The sequence below is a fragment of the Frankia sp. AgB32 genome, assembly GCF_023243045.1.
In the GTDB taxonomy this organism is placed as follows: Bacteria; Actinomycetota; Actinomycetes; order Frankiales; family Frankiaceae; genus Frankia.
In genome coordinates this window covers 206,894-223,506 of sequence record NZ_JALKFX010000001.1, presented here as the reverse complement: position 1 = coordinate 223,506, position 16,613 = coordinate 206,894, and the positions used below count along the sequence as shown (strand labels likewise).

Genomic DNA, 16,613 nt, shown 5'->3' with positions numbered 1-16,613 from the left:
GGCCGGCACCACGGCGGGTCCCGCCGGGACGAACCCGGGCGCGGGCGCGGGGGCGGGCAGCGGCGCCGGCGGCCGGGCCGTGCCGGGCCAGGCGGGCGGCGCCGGCGGGACGTCGACCTCCGGCGGGGCGAGCGGCGCTGAGGACCCGGCCGCGGGGACCGCCGCGGCGACCGGTGGCCAGCGCGCCAGCGGCCCGTCCACGCTTGTCTGGATCATCGGACTCGGGGTCGCCGTCTGGTTCGGCGGACTGCTCGGGGTCGGCGCGCACCTGCTGGCCGCCCGGCCCCGCCGACGCCGCCCGCGGTCCGCCAGGGCGGATCGCGCGGTGGCCCCGTACCCCTCCCCGCCCCTCGTCCGGACCGACCGGGTGCCCGCGGCGACGGGAGGAGACCCGGGCCACTCCTAACATGGCCACATGACACACGCGCTCCTGGACGAGCTGTCCTGGCGTGGACTGATCCACGACAGTACCGATCCCACCGAGCTACGGGACCATCTCGGCAGCGGCGCGCGGCGCTGCTACATCGGCTTCGACCCGACCGCACCGTCGCTGACCATCGGCAACCTGCTGCCGATCACACTGCTGATCCGCGCCGCGCGGGCCGGTGTCGGGGCGGTGGCCCTGTTCGGCGGCGGCACCGGGCTGATCGGCGACCCGTCCGGCAAGTCGGTCGAGCGCAGCCTGCTGACCGCGGAGGACGTGCGGGCGAACGTCGCCCACCACCGCGAGATCTTCGAGACCATCGCCGGCCGGGCGCTCGAGGCCGACCAGGTGCCGACCTTCGTCGACAACGCCGACTGGCTCGGCGGGCTCGGCATGATCGAGTTTCTGCGGGACGTCGGCAAGCACTTCCCCGTCGCGGAGATGACCCGACGCGATTCGGTGCGCCGCCGCCTCGACGACCCCGACGTCGGCCTGACCTACACCGAGTTCAGCTACTCGCTGCTCCAGGCGTACGACTACCGCCGGCTGCGCGAGGACCACGGCGTGACGCTCCAGATGGGCGCGTCCGACCAGTGGGGCAACATCGTCGCCGGAATCGACTACGTGCGCCGCGTGCTGCGCACCCAGGTCCACGGGCTGACCTGCCCGCTGCTGCTGCGTTCCGACGGCACGAAGTTCGGCAAGTCGGAGAAGGGCGCGGTGTGGCTGACCGCCGACCGGACCTCGCCGTACACGCTGTACCAGTTCCTGATCAACCTGTCGGACGACGACGCGCGCCGGTTCGCGCTGTTCTTCTCGCTGACCGACCGTGAGCCGCTGGAGCGGCTGTTCGCCGAGCACGCCGAGGCGCCGGGGCGGCGGGCGTTGCAGCGTCACCTCGCCCGGGAGATCACCGCGCTGGTGCACGGGCAGCCCGCCGTCGACGCCGCCGAGGCCGCGTCCGCGGCGCTGTTCAGCGGGGACGTGAAGGCGATCGGCCCGGACCTGCTCTCCGACGTGTTCGCCGACGTGCCGACGATCACCGAGCCGCTCGATCGACTGGCCAAGGACGGCGGGTGGCTCGTGGAGCAGCTGCTGATCGCCACGGACCTGGCCTCCAGCCTCCGGGACGCCCGCGAGCACCTCCGCACCGGCGCCGTGCTGGTCAACGGGGACAAGGCGGCGGACCGCAGTGCCGTGACCGAGAAGGATCTGCTGCACGGCTCGGTCATCCTGGTCCGCCGCGGGAAGCGCAACTGGCGGGTCGTCCGGTTCGTCTGAGCGTCCCCGGCCGACCACCGGTACCCGCCGCCGCGTCGTGGGCGGCGGGCCGCCGGGACTCAGGGCGCGGGCGGCCCGGCGAGCAGCCCCTTGATGTAGGCGGCGTGCTCGTCGGCGGTGGCCTTCTGGCCGCGGGCGCGGGAGAGCACCGTGCGCCCGGCGTAGCCGGCGACGAGCATCGAGCGCATCACGTTCACCCGCGACGGGGCGTTGTGCTTGCGCAGGTAGCGCACCATCGACGCGCCGCGCATCTGGAGCATCCAGGTCTTTCCGGCGCCGCTGCCGCCGGCGCCGTGCGGCACCAGCAGGTCGGTGTGCAGCTTCTGGCGCAGGCCGGCCTCGCGGATCGCCCGACCGAACGCCATGTCCTCGTTGTAGACGTAGAACGTCTCGTCGAAGGCGCCGAGCTCCAGGAACGTCGAGCGGCGCACGGCCATGCACGCCCCGGTCAGCCACTCGGGGTTCATCGGCCGGCCGGGGGTCGGCCGGGCGAACAGCGCCGAGGTCGGCGCGACCTTGTGCGCGCCGAGGACGTGCAGCAGGACCCGGCGCGGCGTCGGCTCCCACCCGCCGTTGCCGAGCTCGGGCTTGCCGTCGTGGCCCTTCATCGTTGCCGCGCTGGTCACCAGCTCCGGGTCGGCGACGAGGTCGTCGACGAGGATGTCGATGACGTCGACGGTGGGCCGGCTGTCCGGGTTGCCGAGAACGACGATGTCGTAACGGGACGAGCGGATGCCCATGTTCGCGGCCTTCGCGAAGCCCTTGCCGCCGCCGGAGTCGAGGTAGCGGCTGTTCGGCCGGTCGGCGAGCAGCTCCTCGACGCCGTCGACGCCCTTGGCGTTGTCGACGACGACCACCGGCATGTCGGCGGGCAGCGTGGCGAACAGCCCTTCGAGCTGGTCCCGACTGTGATAGCTGACCAGCACGAGCTCGTACTGCCAGGTGGTTCGCTTGGATCCCTCGACCGGCACGGCGGCACGCTCCTCACTGCGTGGACTCCACGCGGACTCCTCCGGTACCGCCGTGCGGCCGGGCAGCCCACGGCGGCGAATCTCCTGGGCCGGGGCGGCCCGCGGCGGCGTCGCCCCGGCGGCCGGCTCAGCCGCCGGCAGAGGTCAGCGCGTCGGACGGCGACGGGGACGGCCCCGACCCGTTGACGCCCGTGGCCGGCGTGACCGCCTGCCGCTCGGGCTTCGCCCAGACAGCCGGCCGGTCCCCGGAAAGGAAGCGGCGCACGCCGCCGAGCGCGACGGCCTGCAGGAAGAAGACCTGGGCGACGAGCCGCGTCGGCCCGGGCGGGGTGCGCCCGGTCAGCAGCGCGGCGGTGCTCGCCGCGCCGACGGCGTTGCCGGCCAGGAAGATCCGGGCGGCCCAGCTGTCCCGCGCGGCCGGCACGGCGATCCCGACCAGCACGACGTGGGCGATCGGGCCGAACGAGGAGCGGACCAGCCGGTGCCCCCACAGCTGCGGGGTGACCGGCAGCGCGCCGGGCACCAGCGCGGCGCGGCGCCGCCAGAGCATGTCGAGGTTGCCGGCGACGATCCTGGTCCGCCGCTCCCACTCGCCGGTGTAGTCGGGGGCGGCCTGCTCGATGGAGTACGCCTCGGGCTCGTACACGACCCGCAGGCCGCCTTCGAGGACGTCGAGGGCCAGCCAGGCGTCGTCGACGGCGGTGTCGCCGGGCAGCGGGCGGAACGCCTGGCGGCGGAACATCAGCATTTCGCCGACGACGCCGATGGTGGCTCCGGTCGCGGACTCGCAGCGCTTGAGCCAGGACTCGAACTTCCAGTAGAAGCCCTGGGCACCGTCGGGGTCGTCGACCTGCTTCTCGCCCGCGACCGCGCCGACCGTCTCGTCGGTGAAGTGGCGGGCGGCGGCCCGCAGCGCCCCCGGGGCGAGGACCGCGTTGGCATCGGTGAGCACGACGATGTCGTGGGTGGCCGCGGCGACGCCGCGGTTGACCGCACGCGCCTTGCCGAGCCGCTCACCGGAGGACAGCACGCGCACGCCGGGCCGGCGGGAGGCCTCAGCCGTGTCCGTGTCATCCGCGACGACGATGATCTCCATCGGCCCCGGGTAGTCGGTGCCGGCGAGTTCGTCGAGCTTTGTCCCAATAACAGCAGATTCGCGATACGCGGAGACGACAACGCTCAGGGCCGGCCAGTTATCGGGGTCGGCCGGCGCCCGCGATTCCAGACCGCGGCTGCGCAGCCCGATGTAAACCGGGTACAGAACGTGACCGTAAACGGCCGCTGCGCCAAGGGCCGCCACGGCGGCTCCTCGGCCGATGGTCCGGACACCTGTCATGACCCCAACGGTAGCGTTCACATCGGCGGTCGGCGCCAACGGCTCCGCCCGTACCGCAGCGCGTCCCCGCCACCGTGACGCCGTGCCACCGGTCCAGTGCCCGAGCGGTCCCCGGCCGCCCCTCCCTCGCGGGCAGCCGGCAGATGACGGTTACAGTTGGACCGGTGAGCGACTCCACGCGCTGGATCGTCGTTGTCGAGGAACCCTTTCTCCCCGCGGACGCCGGCGGTCGGGTGGAGACATTCAGTTTCCTCACCGCGGCCTCCGCGGCCGGAATACGGATGCAGGTTCTCGTGCCCGCCCGCGAGGAACTCGACATCGCCTCGTACGAGGAGGCGATTCCTGGTTCGGCCGTCATCCGGCTGCGCCGCGACGACAGCCCGCGCGCCCATCTGACGACCAAGCCGTTCATGCACGCGTCCCGCCCGGTCGCCCCGCTGCGCCGGGCGCTGGAGGCGACGCCGCCGCGCGCCGACGCCGTGATCAGCTACAGCTGCCGGTCCTCCCACCTCGGCGAGGAGATCGCCCGCATCTGGAAGCTGCCGCACCTCGTGCGGGCGCACAACGTCGACTCGGAGTTCTTCCGGGTACTGGCCCGCAGCAGCTCCGGGCCGAAGGCCGTCGCCTACGAGATGGAGTACCACAAGCTGCGGCTGGCGGAGCTCGCGCTGCACCACTCCCCGCTGGTCACCTGCATCGCCGACATCTCGCTGGAAGATCACGAGTGGCGCCGCACCCGCGCCAGCGTGCCGACCTTCCACCTGCCCCCGTTCCTGCCCGTCGGCGCGTTGCGGGCGGGCACCGGCACCGGCGCAGCGGGTTCCGCTGCCGACCCGGGCGCGGCCGGCGGCGCGGGCGCCGGCGAGCAGCGGCTGGTGTTCGTCGGCTCGCTGGACACGCCGACCAATATCGAGGCGCTGCGCTGGTTCCTCGGCGGCTGCTGGCCGACGATCCGGGTCCGCCACCCCCACGCGATCTTCCAGGTGGTGGGGCGCCGTCCCGAGGACGGTCTGGCCGCCTGGCTGGGCGGCTTCGATGGCGTCGAGCTGCACACCGACGTCCCGAGCGTCGCCGGCTACCTCACCGCGGCAAGCCTGTCGGTGAACCCGATGCGCTCCGGCTCCGGCGTCAACATCAAGGCGATCGAGGCGATGGCAACCGGAACACCGGTGGTGAGCACCGAGACCGGCAGCCGTGGCCTGGGCTGGACCGCCGGGACGCACCTGCTGGTCGCCGACGAGCCGGGCGAGTTCGCCGCCGCGGCCTGCGCACTGCTCGCCGACCCTGGCCGGGCTGCCGCGATCGGCGCCGCCGGCCGCGCGTACGTGCTGCGCGAACTCGACCACGGCTCGCTCATCCGGCAGATCCAGGACCACCTCGGCGGCTGACCAGGCGGCATCTCGCCGATTCCGAATCGCGGCCGGGAGCTGCTCAGAGCAGCGCGTGGAAGCGGTTCTGGGTGGGTTCGAGGCCATCCTTGATGAGCATCTCCACCGCGTCGGCGGCGTTCTCCACCAGCAGCGGCAGCTCGCGGCGCTCGGTCGTCCCGAAATCACGCAACACGAAGTCGGCCGGGTCCATCCGACCGGGCGGACGGCCGATGCCGATCCGAACCCGCAGGTAGTCGCGGGTACCCAGAGTCGAGGAGATCGAGCGCAGGCCGTTGTGGCCGTTGTCCCCACCGCCGCGCTTGAGACGCACGGCGCCGAACGGGATGTCCAGCTCGTCATGCAGGACGATGATCCGAGCTGGATCGACCTTGTAGAACGTCCGGGCCGCACCGACCGGGCCGCCGGACAGATTCATGAACGACAGTGGTCGGGCCAGCACCGCCCGGACGCCGACGAGGCGGACCTCGGCGACGTCCGCACGGGACCGGTGCGACTTCAACCGTGAACCGGTTCGCTCGGCCAGCAGGTCGAGAACCATGAAGCCGGCGTTGTGCCGGTTACCGGCATAGCCCGGACCGGGGTTGCCCAGTCCGACGACGAGCCAGGGCCCGTCGTCGGTCGGGATGTTCGTCATCGCCAGCGCATCCACTAGTCAGGGCGAGATGGCCTTGGTCACGTGGTGCCGGCCGACTGACGTCGGCCGGGAGAACCCGTCCGCGTGGGCTAGGCGGACGCGCCTGCCGCAGCGGCCTCCTCGGACCCCTCGGCCGACGTCTCGCCGAGGTCGGACTCGACCTGCGCCGTGGTCCGCTTGGCAAGGCACTGCACGATGACGGTGTCGGGGTCGGCGTCGAGCTCCGAGCCCTCCGGCAGCGCCACCTGACGCGCCAGAATGGCCGTGCCCGGCTCCAGACCGGTGATGTCGACCTCGATCGGCCCAGGCAGAAGCGTCGCGTCGGCCTTGACCGCGATCGTGGCCGCCTGCTGGTCGACCAGCGTGTCGGGATGGGGCTCACCGATCACATTGATCTGGATGTCCGCGACGACCTTCTCGCCTCGGTTGACCAGTACCAGGTCGATGTGTTCGAAACTGCCCTTGATGGGGTGGCGCTGGACGTCCTTCGCGAGCGCGAGCTCGGTGCCGTCGGCCAGTTCGAGCGTCAGCAGGACGTTCGTTCCGGCGTTGGTCTTGAAGGCGTGCAGCAGGTCGTGCGCGGGAAGCGCGATGTGCCGCGGCGGCTTGCCGTGACCGTAGAGAACGGCCGGGACCTTGCCGGCACGGCGAGTGCGACGAGCACCGCCTTTGCCGAACTCGGTGCGCGGCTCCGCGGCGATGCGGACCTCGGACATGGCGACGCTCAGTCCTTCCAGACGTGGGATTCCGTCGCCGGAGGGCGGACGAACCACCGCGGCGCGGTCCTTCACAGTACCGGACTCCGCGCAACGAAGGCGCACCCCCCCCGATCTGTCAAGACCCGAGCCGTCCCGAGGCCCGCTACGGAGGGCGGTTTCGGCCGGGTTGGTCGCCGGCGCGGACACCCGGACACCGCCGGCCGCGCCGGGCGGTCCTCGCAACCACCTGAGCTCGCAGGTCTGGGCGGCCAACCGCCGCCGCGGTCAGGCCCTGCGCCCGCCTGCCCGCCGCGCGGGCACCGCCAGCACATCGGTGCCACGCGGGACCCGGCCTGGCGAGTTCTCCGGCGGACCCTCGACACCCGCGGACCTGCCTCGCCCGGCGGGCGGGGCGAATTCCAGCGCGGCCCGCCCGGCAGGTCCGGCGCCGCCCCGCCCGCGACCGCGGCCGGCAACCAGCAGCCCCGGAGCAGCCATGATGGCCCGATCGCCCTGGTCAGTGGCCCGATCGCCCCGGGCCGGAGTCGGGACTCACGGCCCGCCCAGGACGCCCCACCGCCGGGTGGGGCGGCCCTGGCGCGGATCGGCCCGGCGGCCACCGGAGGTTGCATCCGCCCAGCCGGACCACCCGGCGCGATCGACGACCGTTCGCACCCCACCGGACCGAGCTGGCGGGATCGCGAACATCGACGGGGTGTCCTGCACCGGGACGCACGCGGACGCCGTGCGCCGCAGCTTCTACCGCCGGTTCCGGCGTCGGTCACCACCCACGTACCGGGTGATGTCCAGATCACCGTCGACGATCTTGCCGGCGACCAGCCCGATCGCCCCAAAGGCCAGGACGACCAGAAACTCGCCGAACCCGCCGAAAGCCAGGGCGAGCCCGGCGATCAGCCCACTGATGAGGCCAGGCCCTGTTGCTCGCATGCCGCCGTGTCCTTCCAGTCCAGGGACAGTCCGCCCGCCGGGGCAGTGCGGCCGCCGCTCCCCCGGCTGGCCGCCGAGGAATCCTGGCCGATCGTGACATCTCAACAGCAGAAAGTTGTTAACGTGCCGCGGATGTCGGAGCCGACCACCTCCAGGACCACGCCTGGACCAGCGGGCACTCCCACCCACCCGCGCTCACGGGCCTGACGCAGCCGGGCGGCGCGGCGCTCTTCAGGTGCTGCGGATGACCGCACCATCGCCCGATCGGACCCGTTGCGCCCCACCGGGGGTGATGACCCGGTCGGAGGATCCCCGCCGGCGTCGCCCCGGCACGCGCCGTCCGATTTCGCCGGTACGGCCGCCGGTTCCCCGAGGTACCTCGCGGGCGGACGGTCATCTGCGCCGCGAGCGCGGATAGGTTGGATCCGGTCGATCGCACCGCCCGCCCGGGCCAGGCCGCCCGCGCACGAGCACGCCCACCCAGCCGGAGAGTGAGACCACTCCGCCCGGCGGGGGCCGGGCATGACCCGTGCGCGCCAGTCAGGTCCACGCGGGCGGGCCCAGTCACCCGTCGAGCCCATGCGTACAGGTGAGCCTGTGTGAGCCCGAGCGAAGGAGCCTCCGCTGCCTCGATCCCATCCGGGTCCGCGCCACGCCGCGGGAACCGGACCCGCCGCTGTCACCGTCCGGGCTCCGGCCAAGGTCAACCTGCATCTCGGCGTCGGCCCGCTACGGCCTGACGGCTACCACGACGTGATCACGGTGCTGCAGGCCGTCTCGCTGTTCGACGACCTCACCGCCACCTCGCTCCCGCCGGCCAACGGAACCGTCGTCGACCTCGACGGCCCGGCGACCCCGGCCACCCCGGCCGATGACGCCATTGCCACCAACCCGGACGGTTCCGGGCTGGTCGTCACCGTCGACGTGTCCGGCGAGGGCGCCGACTCGTCCCGCGGGCCGGCGACGACCACCCCCGACGTCTCCATCGTCCCGACCGGCATGGACAACATCGCGGTCCGGGCCGCGCATCTGGTCGCGGAGGCCGCGGGAATCACCTCCGAGCGGGTCCATCTCGCGCTGACCAAGGGCATTCCGGTCGCGGCGGGAATGGCCGGCGGCAGCGCGGACGCGGCGGCCGCCCTGGTCGCCTGTGACGCCCTGTGGCAGGCCGGCCTGGACCGCGCCACCCTCGCCGGACTGGCCGCCCGGCTCGGCAGCGACGTCCCGTTCCCGCTGGCCGGCGGCACCGCCCTCGGCACCGGCCGGGGCGAGCAGCTCACCGACGTCCTGGCCACCGGCGAGTACCACTGGGTGTTCGCGCTGGCGGACGGCGGCCTGTCGACGCCCGCGGTCTACGCGGAGTTCGACAAGCTCTCAGAAGGGCGGCTGCGTACCGGGCCGACCCCGGCGGACGACGTTCTCGCGGCGCTGCGCACCGGTGATCCGGTGCAGCTTGGCGCCGCGCTCGTCAATGACCTTCAGCCTGCGGCACTGCGACTGCGGCCGGCGCTGCGGCGGGTCCTGGAGACCGGCCGCGAGCTCGGCGCCGTCGGCGCGATCGTCAGCGGATCCGGCCCGACCTGCGCGTTTCTCGCGGCCGGTGCCGGCGCGAGTGTCGAACTGGCCGCGAGCCTGGCCGGCATGGGGGTGGCCCGGGCGGTGCGCCGCGCGTCGGGACCGGCGGCCGGGGCCCGCGTCGTGGAGGGCCTGGACGGAGCGGGCGGCACTACTTGACGTCCTCCCCCGCGTGAACGCGGGGGATTCCAACTCCTACACATCCATCGGAAGGGGAGGTGTGGAATGTTGAGGTTCGCGGTTCACGGGCACCGGCAACCCGGTGCCTCCCCGCGCGGTCACGGCCCGTCCGGCCGCGATGTTCGTTGCCGCGTTCACGTCAGCGTTGGCCGTGTGGCCGCAGGCTGCGCACCGGAAAACCGCTTGGCTCTCGCGGTTCCCGGGCGCCGTATGCCCACAGGCCGAGCAACGCTGACTGGTAGATGCGGCCGGGATCTTCTCGACCCGGCCGGGGGCTTTCTGTTCCAGGCGTTGAACGAGGAGTCCCCAGCCGTTACCGAGGATGCCCCGGTTCAACCCGTCTTTCTGTCGGACGTTCCGGCCCGGCTGGTCGACCGTGCCCCGCGCGGAGCGGGTCATGCTCGTTATCCGCAGGTCCTCGACGCGGATCAGGTCGTACCGTCGGGCGAGGCTGGCGCTGGTCTTCTCGACCCAGTCTTTCCGCCGGCCGACTTCGCGGGCTTTCACCCGGGCGATCTGTACCTCAAGCCGTGCCCGCCGGTTGCTGCCGCGCTTTGCTCGGGCAAGACGGCGTTGCAGGCGGACCAGCCGTGCGGCCTCGGCAGGCCGCAGCCCGGGGCAGGCCAGCAGCTCCCCGGTCGACAGCGCCGCGGACACGGCCACGCCCCGGTCCACACCGACGACCGCACCGCTGCCCGGCGCCGGAATCGGCTCGGGCACGGCGGCGAACGCCACCTGCCAGCGCCCAGCACGGTCCCGGGTGATCCGGTAGGACTTCGCGTCGGGCACCGCGCGGGAGCGATGGAACCGCACCCAGCCGACTTTTGGAATGCGGACCTCGGACCAGCGGCGGTTGATCCGCCGCACCTCCGAGGGTTTCACTGCGACGATCCGGAACCCCTCACCCCGGCCGCGTATCCGGAACCTGGGCTTCCGATGAGAACCCCGAAAGAAGTTGGCCATGGCAGTGGAGAAATCCCGCAGCGCCTGCTTCGGCCATGACCACCGCCTGATCGGCGGTCGGATAAAGCCGGTACCGGGACATGATCCGATTCTATCGGAAGGAAGGACTCCCCCGATGAGTTCCAGCGTGCGACGCCGTATCCTCCCCGGCCTGAAGGTCGGGGCATCCACGGCGCAAACCCGGTGAGCGGCGTCCTGGCGACCCTGGAGAACGTCAACGCCGCCTTCGGTATCCGCACGCTGCTGGACCGGGTGAGCCTGGGAATCGGCACCGGAGAGAAGATCGGCGTCGTCGGGCGCAACGGCGCCGGCAAGTCGACCCTGCTGCGGATCATCGCCGGCGAGGCCGAGCCGGACGCCGGCCGGGTGGTCCACGGGAGTTCCGTTCGGGTGGGGACACTGGCCCAGGCGGACGACCTGCCACCCGATCAGACGGTGCGCGACATCGTCCTCGGCGCCGCCGCGGAGCACGAGTGGGCGGCGGACCCCCGCCGTCGGGGGGTGCTCGCCGGCCTCGGCCTGCTCGATCGCCTCGACGACGTGGTCGGCCCGATGTCGGGTGGCGAACGACGCCGCGTGGCCCTGGCCCGGCTCCTGGTCCAGGACCTCGACCTGATCATCCTCGACGAGCCGACGAACCATCTCGACGTCGAGGGGGTCGCCTGGCTGGCCGAGCATCTGCGGGGCTGGCGGGGCGGCCTGCTGGTCGCCACGCACGACCGCTGGTTCCTCGACGAGGTCTGCCTCCGCGTGTGGGAGGTCGTCGACGGACGGGTCGACGCCTACGAGGGGGGCTATTCGGCCTACGTCCTGGCCCGGGCCGAACGGACCAGGCGCGAGGACGCCACCGAGGCCCGGCGCCAGAACCTGATGCGCAAGGAACTCGCCTGGCTACGCCGTGGACCGCCCGCGCGGACCAGTAAGCCGCGGTTCCGGATCGACGCGGCCAACGCCCTGATCGCCGACGAGCCACCGCCGCGCGACGCGATGGCACTGCGCAGCTTCGCCTCCTCCCGGCTGGGCAAGGACGTCTACGACGCCGAGAACCTCACCGTCCGAATGGGCGAGCGCACCCTGTTCGACGGCATCACCTGGCTGATCGGCCCGGGTGACCGGGTCGGGCTCGTCGGGGTCAACGGCGCGGGCAAGACGACGCTGCTGCGGGCGTTGCTCGGCGATGTCAGCCCGACCAGCGGCCGGGTGCGGACCGGGGCGAGCGTCCGCCCGGCACTGCTGTCCCAGGAGGTCGCCGAGCTGCCGCCGAACCTGCGCGCGCTCGAGGCGGTCGAGCAGGTCGGCCGGGTGCTGGAGGTCGAGCGGGGCCGGGAGAAGTCCGCTGGTCAGCTGCTCGAACAGTTCGGGTTGCCCTCGTCGCGGCAGTGGACCCGGGTCGGGGAGCTGTCCGGTGGCGAGCGGCGCCGGTTGCAGCTGCTGCGCCTGCTGATGGCCCGCCCGAACGTGCTACTGCTCGACGAGCCGACGAACGACCTCGACACCGACACCCTCGCCGCGCTGGAGGACCTGCTCGACACCTGGCCCGGCACCCTGATCGTGGTCAGCCACGACCGCTACTTCCTCGAGCGGACCTGCGACGTCACGATGGCCCTGCTCGGCGACGGACACCTGCGGATGCTCCCCGGCGGCATCGAGGAGTACCTGCGCCGACGGGCCGAGGCGATCAGCGCCCAGGCCGACCCCTCCCCCGCGCGGGCCACCGCCACCGCCCGCTCGGACGTCCTGGCAACCAGCGTGCCGCCGGTTGCCGGGACGTCCGATGGCTCGGGCCGGTCCAGTGCCACCACTACCCGAGCGGGCGACGGCGGCGGTGACGCCCGCCCGGCGCTCTCCGGCAGCGAAATGCGGGTGGCCCGCAAGGAGCTGACCCGCCTGGAGCGTGCGCTGGAGCGGCTGACCCGCCGCGAACAGGAACTGCACCACGCCCTCGCCGAAGCGGCCACCGACCACGAGCGGCTGCTCGCACTGGACGCCGAACTACGCGCGGTCGTCGCCGACAAGGACAGCACCGAGGAGGCCTGGCTCACCCTCGCTGCCGACGTCGAGGGTTAGGCCCCAACGACACTCCGCACGCCACAGCGCGCTGCTCAACACACGGCGATGCAGAGCAGAGCGCCATGCCTTCGGACACTCGGCACGGCGTCGCGTCGCGGAGGACGCCGGGCCCCATCCGTCACGTCCCCCGTTTTCAGGCGCGGCGCCGGGGCAGGCGACTGCTCTGCCGAGACACCCGGATCGGGGCGGAGTCGGCGGGTGATTGCAGGCCGCGGGCGAGGCCGCCCGGCGGAAGGTAACCGGAAAGGTCTCCCGCCTGCGGGATCACGCAGAGCGGCCGATGATTATCGGAAAAGACTCGTTCCCCTGGCAGGAATTCTCTTCCTCGCCTTCCGATCGTTTGCTCTCCCGCTCCATGGCTCGGAACCGTTCCCAGCGGCCGGGCGAGGCAATCGGCCCATGTCACCGACGGTTAGCGAGTGGAGGGAGTCCCCGAAGAGAAGCAGCCTTCCTGTCTCTTCTGTAGGGTTCCGCGTCCATTTTGTCCCTACAGAGGAGACAGGAACGCTCGCTCTCCCGCAGTCGGTCCGGATCCGTGACGGCGTCGGTCTCGGACCGTAGCCGTGCGGCGTACGGGGCTGATCCGCCGGCCGGTCAGGCGGCGGGCGCCTACGCCGCGGATGCGATCGGTGGGGTCAGGCCGCCGAGGCGGGTTCGGCTTCGACGCGCTTGGCGGCCAGGCGGGCCGGGTCGGGCCAGCGGACGTCCCGCACCAGGCGCAGGACCTCCATCATCTTGATCAGGTAGAAGCTGGTGTCGATCTGCCAGGGACGGACACCGTGCCGCGCCGAGGTGGGTTCGGCGTGGTGGAGGTTGTGCCAGGACTCGCCCATCGACAGCAGCGCCAGCGGCCACACGTTGGTCGACTGGTCCCGACTGCGGTAGGGCCGGGAGCCCAGCACGTGGCAGATGCTGTTCACCGACCACGTCACGTGGTGCAGCAGCGCGACCCGGACCAGGCCGGCCCAGAAGAACGCCTGCAGGGCCGCCTCGAACGAACCGCCCCACAGGCCGCCGATGACGGTCGGAGCGGCCAGGCTGACGAAGGCGCAGAGCGCGAACGAGCGGCTGACCCGGACGATGTCCCGGTCGTCGAGCAGGTCGGGGGCGTACCGGCGCTGGTCGGTCTGCTCGACGTCGAACAGCCAGCCGATGTGCGCGTGGTAGAGGCCCTTCGTCATCGACCAGGCGCCGGGGCCGTAGCGCCACGGGGAGTGCGGGTCGCCCTCGGCGTCGCTGAAGGCGTGGTGGCGGCGATGGTCGGCCACCCAGCGGATCACCGGGCCCTCGATCGCCATGTTGCCGGCCACGGCGAGCGCGATCCGCATCGGCCGTGAGGTCCGGAAGCCGCGGTGGGTGAAGTACCGGTGGAAGCCGACCGTCACCCCGTGGCCACTGATCCCGTAGAAGATCACGGCGAGGATCACGTCCCGCCAGGCGATCCAGCGGCCCCACAACGCCGGGATCGCGGCGGCCAGGGCCACCAGCGGGATCGCGATGACCGCCACGAGGATGACCTGCTCGGCTCGGGCCTTCGCCATCGAGCGCGGCTTGGTCGCGTTACCGCGGCGGTTCGCGGGGTCGGCTCGGCGGGCTGGCTGCCCACCGGTGGATCCACGGTCGTCATCCGGCGCCCGATTGTCGCCCGGGGTCACCGTGTCGGTAGCGGTCATCGCCTCGTCCCGTCCATCGCGGCAGGTCCACTGCGCCGGCACTCCCTCGTCACGGTAGCCGGCGGATGTGACAACAGTCCCCGTTGTCGGCGTCCACCACGCAAACGGTCAGCCGCGCCGACGCGCAGGCCACGACCTGTACCTGGGCCATGAGGGGGCCGCCAGCCCGATCAGCGAGAACCAGAGACCAACGGAAAGTAATCATGATGACACCGATCGGCGCGCGCAGCGCGCGGCGTACCACATCGGATCACGAAGCGCACATCCGCGAGCCGGTGGCACCCGGTCGGGTTTATCTTCCGCCGGCCCCCACGATGGTAGAGTTGCCATGTTTTCCCCGCGGTCCGCCGTAGTGTAATCGGCAGCACAGGAGATTTTGGTTCTCTTAGTCCACGTTCGAGTCGTGGCGGCGGAGCAATACCGGAGCACTACCAGTAATACCATCACAAAGAATTGCAGGGAAGGGCCGCCGACCAGTTCCGGCACGATGGATCGAGATTCGTCACCGCCCGCCGCGCCATCGGCGGTGGCATCGGGCTGCGGCGCCGCCTCCCGCTCCGGTGCGGCGATCGCCCCGGCTCCCGGCCATCGTGGTTTACCGAAGTGGTCCGGGCCGGCAGTCGGCCGACCAGCGCTGCCTCCGTGGAGCGATCGAGCCGTCGCGGTACTGTGGTCCCCGTCGCCCCACCCTCGTGCGAGTCGAAGAGTCGGGAGATCGCGTGACATCACCACGTCCGGCGGCCGTCATCATCCTGGCCGCGGGCGAGGGTCGGCGGATGCGCTCGTCAACGCCGAAGGTTCTCCACCGCATCGCCGGTCGCAGCCTGCTCGAACACGTGCTGCACGCCACCGCCGCCCTCGGCGCCGGCCGCACGGCGGTGGTCGTCGGGCACGGCCGCGAGCAGGTCGGCGCGATGCTCGACGAGCGGGCCCCCGACGTCGTCGTCGCCGTGCAGGACCGTCAGCTCGGCACCGGCCACGCCGTCCGGGTCGCCCTGCACGCGCTCGACGGCCTCGGTCCGGAGGACACCGTTGTCGTCCTGCCCGGTGACGCACCGCTGCTCGCCGGCGACACCCTCACCGGCCTCACCGGCGAGCACCTGGCCGCGGGCGCCGCCGCCACCGTCCTCACCGCCGTGCTCGCCGACGCCACCGGCTACGGCCGGGTCGTCCGCGACGACGCCGGCCGGGTACGCGGGATCGTCGAGCAGCGCGATGCCGACGCGGCCACCGCCGCCATCCGCGAGATCAACACCGGCGTCTACGCCTTCCAGGCCGGCCCACTCCAAGCCTCGCTTGCCCGGCTGACCAGGGAGAACGCCCAGGGCGAGGAGTACCTGACCGACGTCGTCGGCCTGCTGGTCGCCAACGGCAGCCCGGTCGCCGCCCGCGCCGTCGCCGACCCGGCCGAGGCTGCCGGGGTCAACGACCGCGTCCAGCTCGCCGCCGCCGGCCGGGCCCTGCGAGACCGCCTCGTCGAGGCGGCGATGCGCGCCGGCACCACCGTCGTCGACCCGCAGACCACCTGGATCGACGCCGAAGTGACGCTCGAACCGGACACGACGATCGCCCCGAACACCGCCCTGCACGGACGCACCCATCTGGCCCGCGGCGCCGAGGTCGGCCCGGACTGCTCGCTCACCGACACGGTCGTCGGCCCCGGGGCCACCGTGGTGCGCACCACCGCCGACCAGGCCGAGATCGGCGCCGGCGCCACTGTGGGCCCGTACACCCACCTGCGGCCGGGTACCCGACTGGGCCGAGAGGGCAAGATCGGCTCGTTCGTCGAGACCAAGGCCGCCGTGCTCGGCGAGCAGACGAAGGTCCCGCACCTGGCCTACGTCGGCGACGCGGTCGTCGGCGATCGCAGCAACATCGGCTGTACCACCGTCTTCGTGAACTACGACGGCGTCGCCAAGCACCGCACGATCATCGGATCGGACGTCCGCATCGGCAGCGACACGATGCTCGTCGCGCCGGTCGTCGTCGGCGACGGCGCGTACACCGGCGCCGGTGCGGTGATCCGGGAGGACGTGCCGCCGGGTGCCCTGGCGATCCGTGAAGGACAGCAGCGGACGATCGAGGGCTGGGTGGCGCGGCGCCGCCCCGGCAGCGCCGCAGCCCGCGCGGCGGCCGCCGCCGGCACCGCGCCCTCCCCCGCCGGGCCGGTCGCCCCCACCACTCCGATGGTCCCCGAGCCGCCCGGATCCGCTGCTGACGCAGGTGAGTTGACGCACACCCGGGTGGGCGAGGCCGGGATCGCTGGCGTTCCGGGAGCGGGAAGCAGAACGTAGAGGCGTCGGTCTTCACCCTTCCTACCAGCGGGAGGATGCTCAGCACCCGATCTGACCCCCGCTGGGGCCAGCCGGTGCAGCGCCCGGTGCCGCCCCTGCGCGACCCTGGTGTCCCGGACCGGTCCGGCCGACGCCGACCGATCGCAACAAGCCGCGGTGACCGCCGCGCGCCCGG

General features: G+C 72.6%; 11 protein-coding genes and 2 pseudogenes. 6 read left to right on the top strand and 7 right to left on the bottom strand.

Annotated elements, in window-relative coordinates; all coding sequences use genetic code 11:
- Positions 1–406: pseudogene (locus MXD60_RS00955) on the top strand (hypothetical protein); the annotation flags it as partial.
- Between the two features lie 9 nt (positions 407–415).
- Entirely contained in the window at positions 416–1,705 is a 1,290-nt protein-coding gene (gene tyrS / locus MXD60_RS00950; RefSeq protein WP_248816754.1) for a tyrosine--tRNA ligase, read from the top strand.
- A 59-nt stretch (positions 1,706–1,764) separates the two neighbouring features.
- Here the strand turns inward: tyrS and MXD60_RS00945 are convergent, their stop codons facing one another.
- The gene (locus tag MXD60_RS00945; protein WP_248816753.1) at positions 1,765–2,676 is read right to left on the bottom strand and encodes a glycosyltransferase family 2 protein; all 912 of its coding nucleotides are present in this window, start codon (positions 2,674–2,676) and stop codon (positions 1,765–1,767) included.
- Positions 2,677–2,803: 127 nt separating this feature from the next.
- The gene (locus tag MXD60_RS00940; RefSeq protein WP_248816752.1) at positions 2,804–4,012 is read right to left on the bottom strand and encodes a glycosyltransferase family 2 protein; all 1,209 of its coding nucleotides are present in this window, start codon (positions 4,010–4,012) and stop codon (positions 2,804–2,806) included.
- A gap of 164 nt (positions 4,013–4,176) precedes the next feature.
- Here MXD60_RS00940 and MXD60_RS00935 point away from each other — a divergent pair, with 164 nt between their 5' ends.
- Complete coding sequence (locus MXD60_RS00935; protein ID WP_248816750.1) at positions 4,177–5,400, top strand: glycosyltransferase; 1,224 nt, start codon at positions 4,177–4,179, stop codon at positions 5,398–5,400.
- 43 nt (positions 5,401–5,443) lie between these two features.
- Here MXD60_RS00935 and pth read toward each other — a convergent pair whose 3' ends face one another.
- From pth to MXD60_RS00920, 3 genes are all read right to left on the bottom strand, one after another.
- Positions 5,444–6,037 (bottom strand): aminoacyl-tRNA hydrolase, encoded by a 594-nt coding sequence (pth, locus tag MXD60_RS00930; RefSeq protein WP_248816748.1) that lies wholly within the window; start codon positions 6,035–6,037, stop codon positions 5,444–5,446.
- Between the two features lie 89 nt (positions 6,038–6,126).
- Entirely contained in the window at positions 6,127–6,753 is a 627-nt protein-coding gene (locus MXD60_RS00925) for a 50S ribosomal protein L25/general stress protein Ctc (RefSeq protein WP_248816747.1), read from the bottom strand.
- A 741-nt stretch (positions 6,754–7,494) separates the two neighbouring features.
- Positions 7,495–7,683: a hypothetical protein gene (locus MXD60_RS00920; protein ID WP_248816746.1), complete on the bottom strand. Its 189-nt coding sequence runs from the start codon at positions 7,681–7,683 to the stop codon at positions 7,495–7,497.
- A gap of 624 nt (positions 7,684–8,307) precedes the next feature.
- On the opposite strand from MXD60_RS00920, the gene MXD60_RS00915 reads away from it, so the two are divergent.
- Entirely contained in the window at positions 8,308–9,417 is a 1,110-nt protein-coding gene (locus tag MXD60_RS00915; protein WP_283097575.1) for a 4-(cytidine 5'-diphospho)-2-C-methyl-D-erythritol kinase, read from the top strand.
- Positions 9,418–9,453: 36 nt separating this feature from the next.
- Here MXD60_RS00915 and MXD60_RS00910 read toward each other — a convergent pair.
- A pseudogene (locus MXD60_RS00910) lies at positions 9,454–10,431 on the bottom strand (RNA-guided endonuclease InsQ/TnpB family protein); the annotation flags it as partial.
- A gap of 153 nt (positions 10,432–10,584) precedes the next feature.
- Here MXD60_RS00910 and MXD60_RS00905 point away from each other — a divergent pair.
- Entirely contained in the window at positions 10,585–12,468 is a 1,884-nt protein-coding gene (locus MXD60_RS00905) for an ABC-F family ATP-binding cassette domain-containing protein (protein ID WP_248816744.1), read from the top strand.
- Between the two features lie 638 nt (positions 12,469–13,106).
- Here MXD60_RS00905 and MXD60_RS00900 read toward each other — a convergent pair.
- Complete coding sequence (locus MXD60_RS00900; protein WP_248816743.1) at positions 13,107–14,144, bottom strand: acyl-CoA desaturase; 1,038 nt, start codon at positions 14,142–14,144, stop codon at positions 13,107–13,109.
- A 719-nt stretch (positions 14,145–14,863) separates the two neighbouring features.
- On the opposite strand from MXD60_RS00900, the gene glmU reads away from it, so the two are divergent.
- Positions 14,864–16,438 carry a bifunctional UDP-N-acetylglucosamine diphosphorylase/glucosamine-1-phosphate N-acetyltransferase GlmU gene (gene glmU, locus MXD60_RS00895; RefSeq protein WP_308222328.1) on the top strand — a complete coding sequence of 525 codons (1,575 nt, stop codon included), beginning with the start codon at positions 14,864–14,866 and terminating at the stop codon, positions 16,436–16,438.
- The last annotated feature ends 175 nt before the right edge of the window (positions 16,439–16,613 follow it).

What these genes read in the sequence shown, in the direction of transcription:
- MXD60_RS00925 (WP_248816747.1), bottom strand. Translation starts at nt 6,753, where the DNA reads ATGTCCGAGGTCCGCATCGCCGCGGAGCCGCGCACCGAGTTCGGCAAA.
- MXD60_RS00940 (WP_248816752.1), bottom strand. Translation starts at nt 4,012, where the DNA reads ATGACAGGTGTCCGGACCATCGGCCGAGGAGCCGCCGTGGCGGCCCTT.
- pth (WP_248816748.1), bottom strand. Translation starts at nt 6,037, where the DNA reads ATGACGAACATCCCGACCGACGACGGGCCCTGGCTCGTCGTCGGACTG.
- MXD60_RS00900 (WP_248816743.1), bottom strand. Translation starts at nt 14,144, where the DNA reads ATGACCGCTACCGACACGGTGACCCCGGGCGACAATCGGGCGCCGGAT.
- MXD60_RS00920 (WP_248816746.1), bottom strand. Translation starts at nt 7,683, where the DNA reads ATGCGAGCAACAGGGCCTGGCCTCATCAGTGGGCTGATCGCCGGGCTC.
- tyrS (WP_248816754.1), top strand. Translation starts at nt 416, where the DNA reads ATGACACACGCGCTCCTGGACGAGCTGTCCTGGCGTGGACTGATCCAC.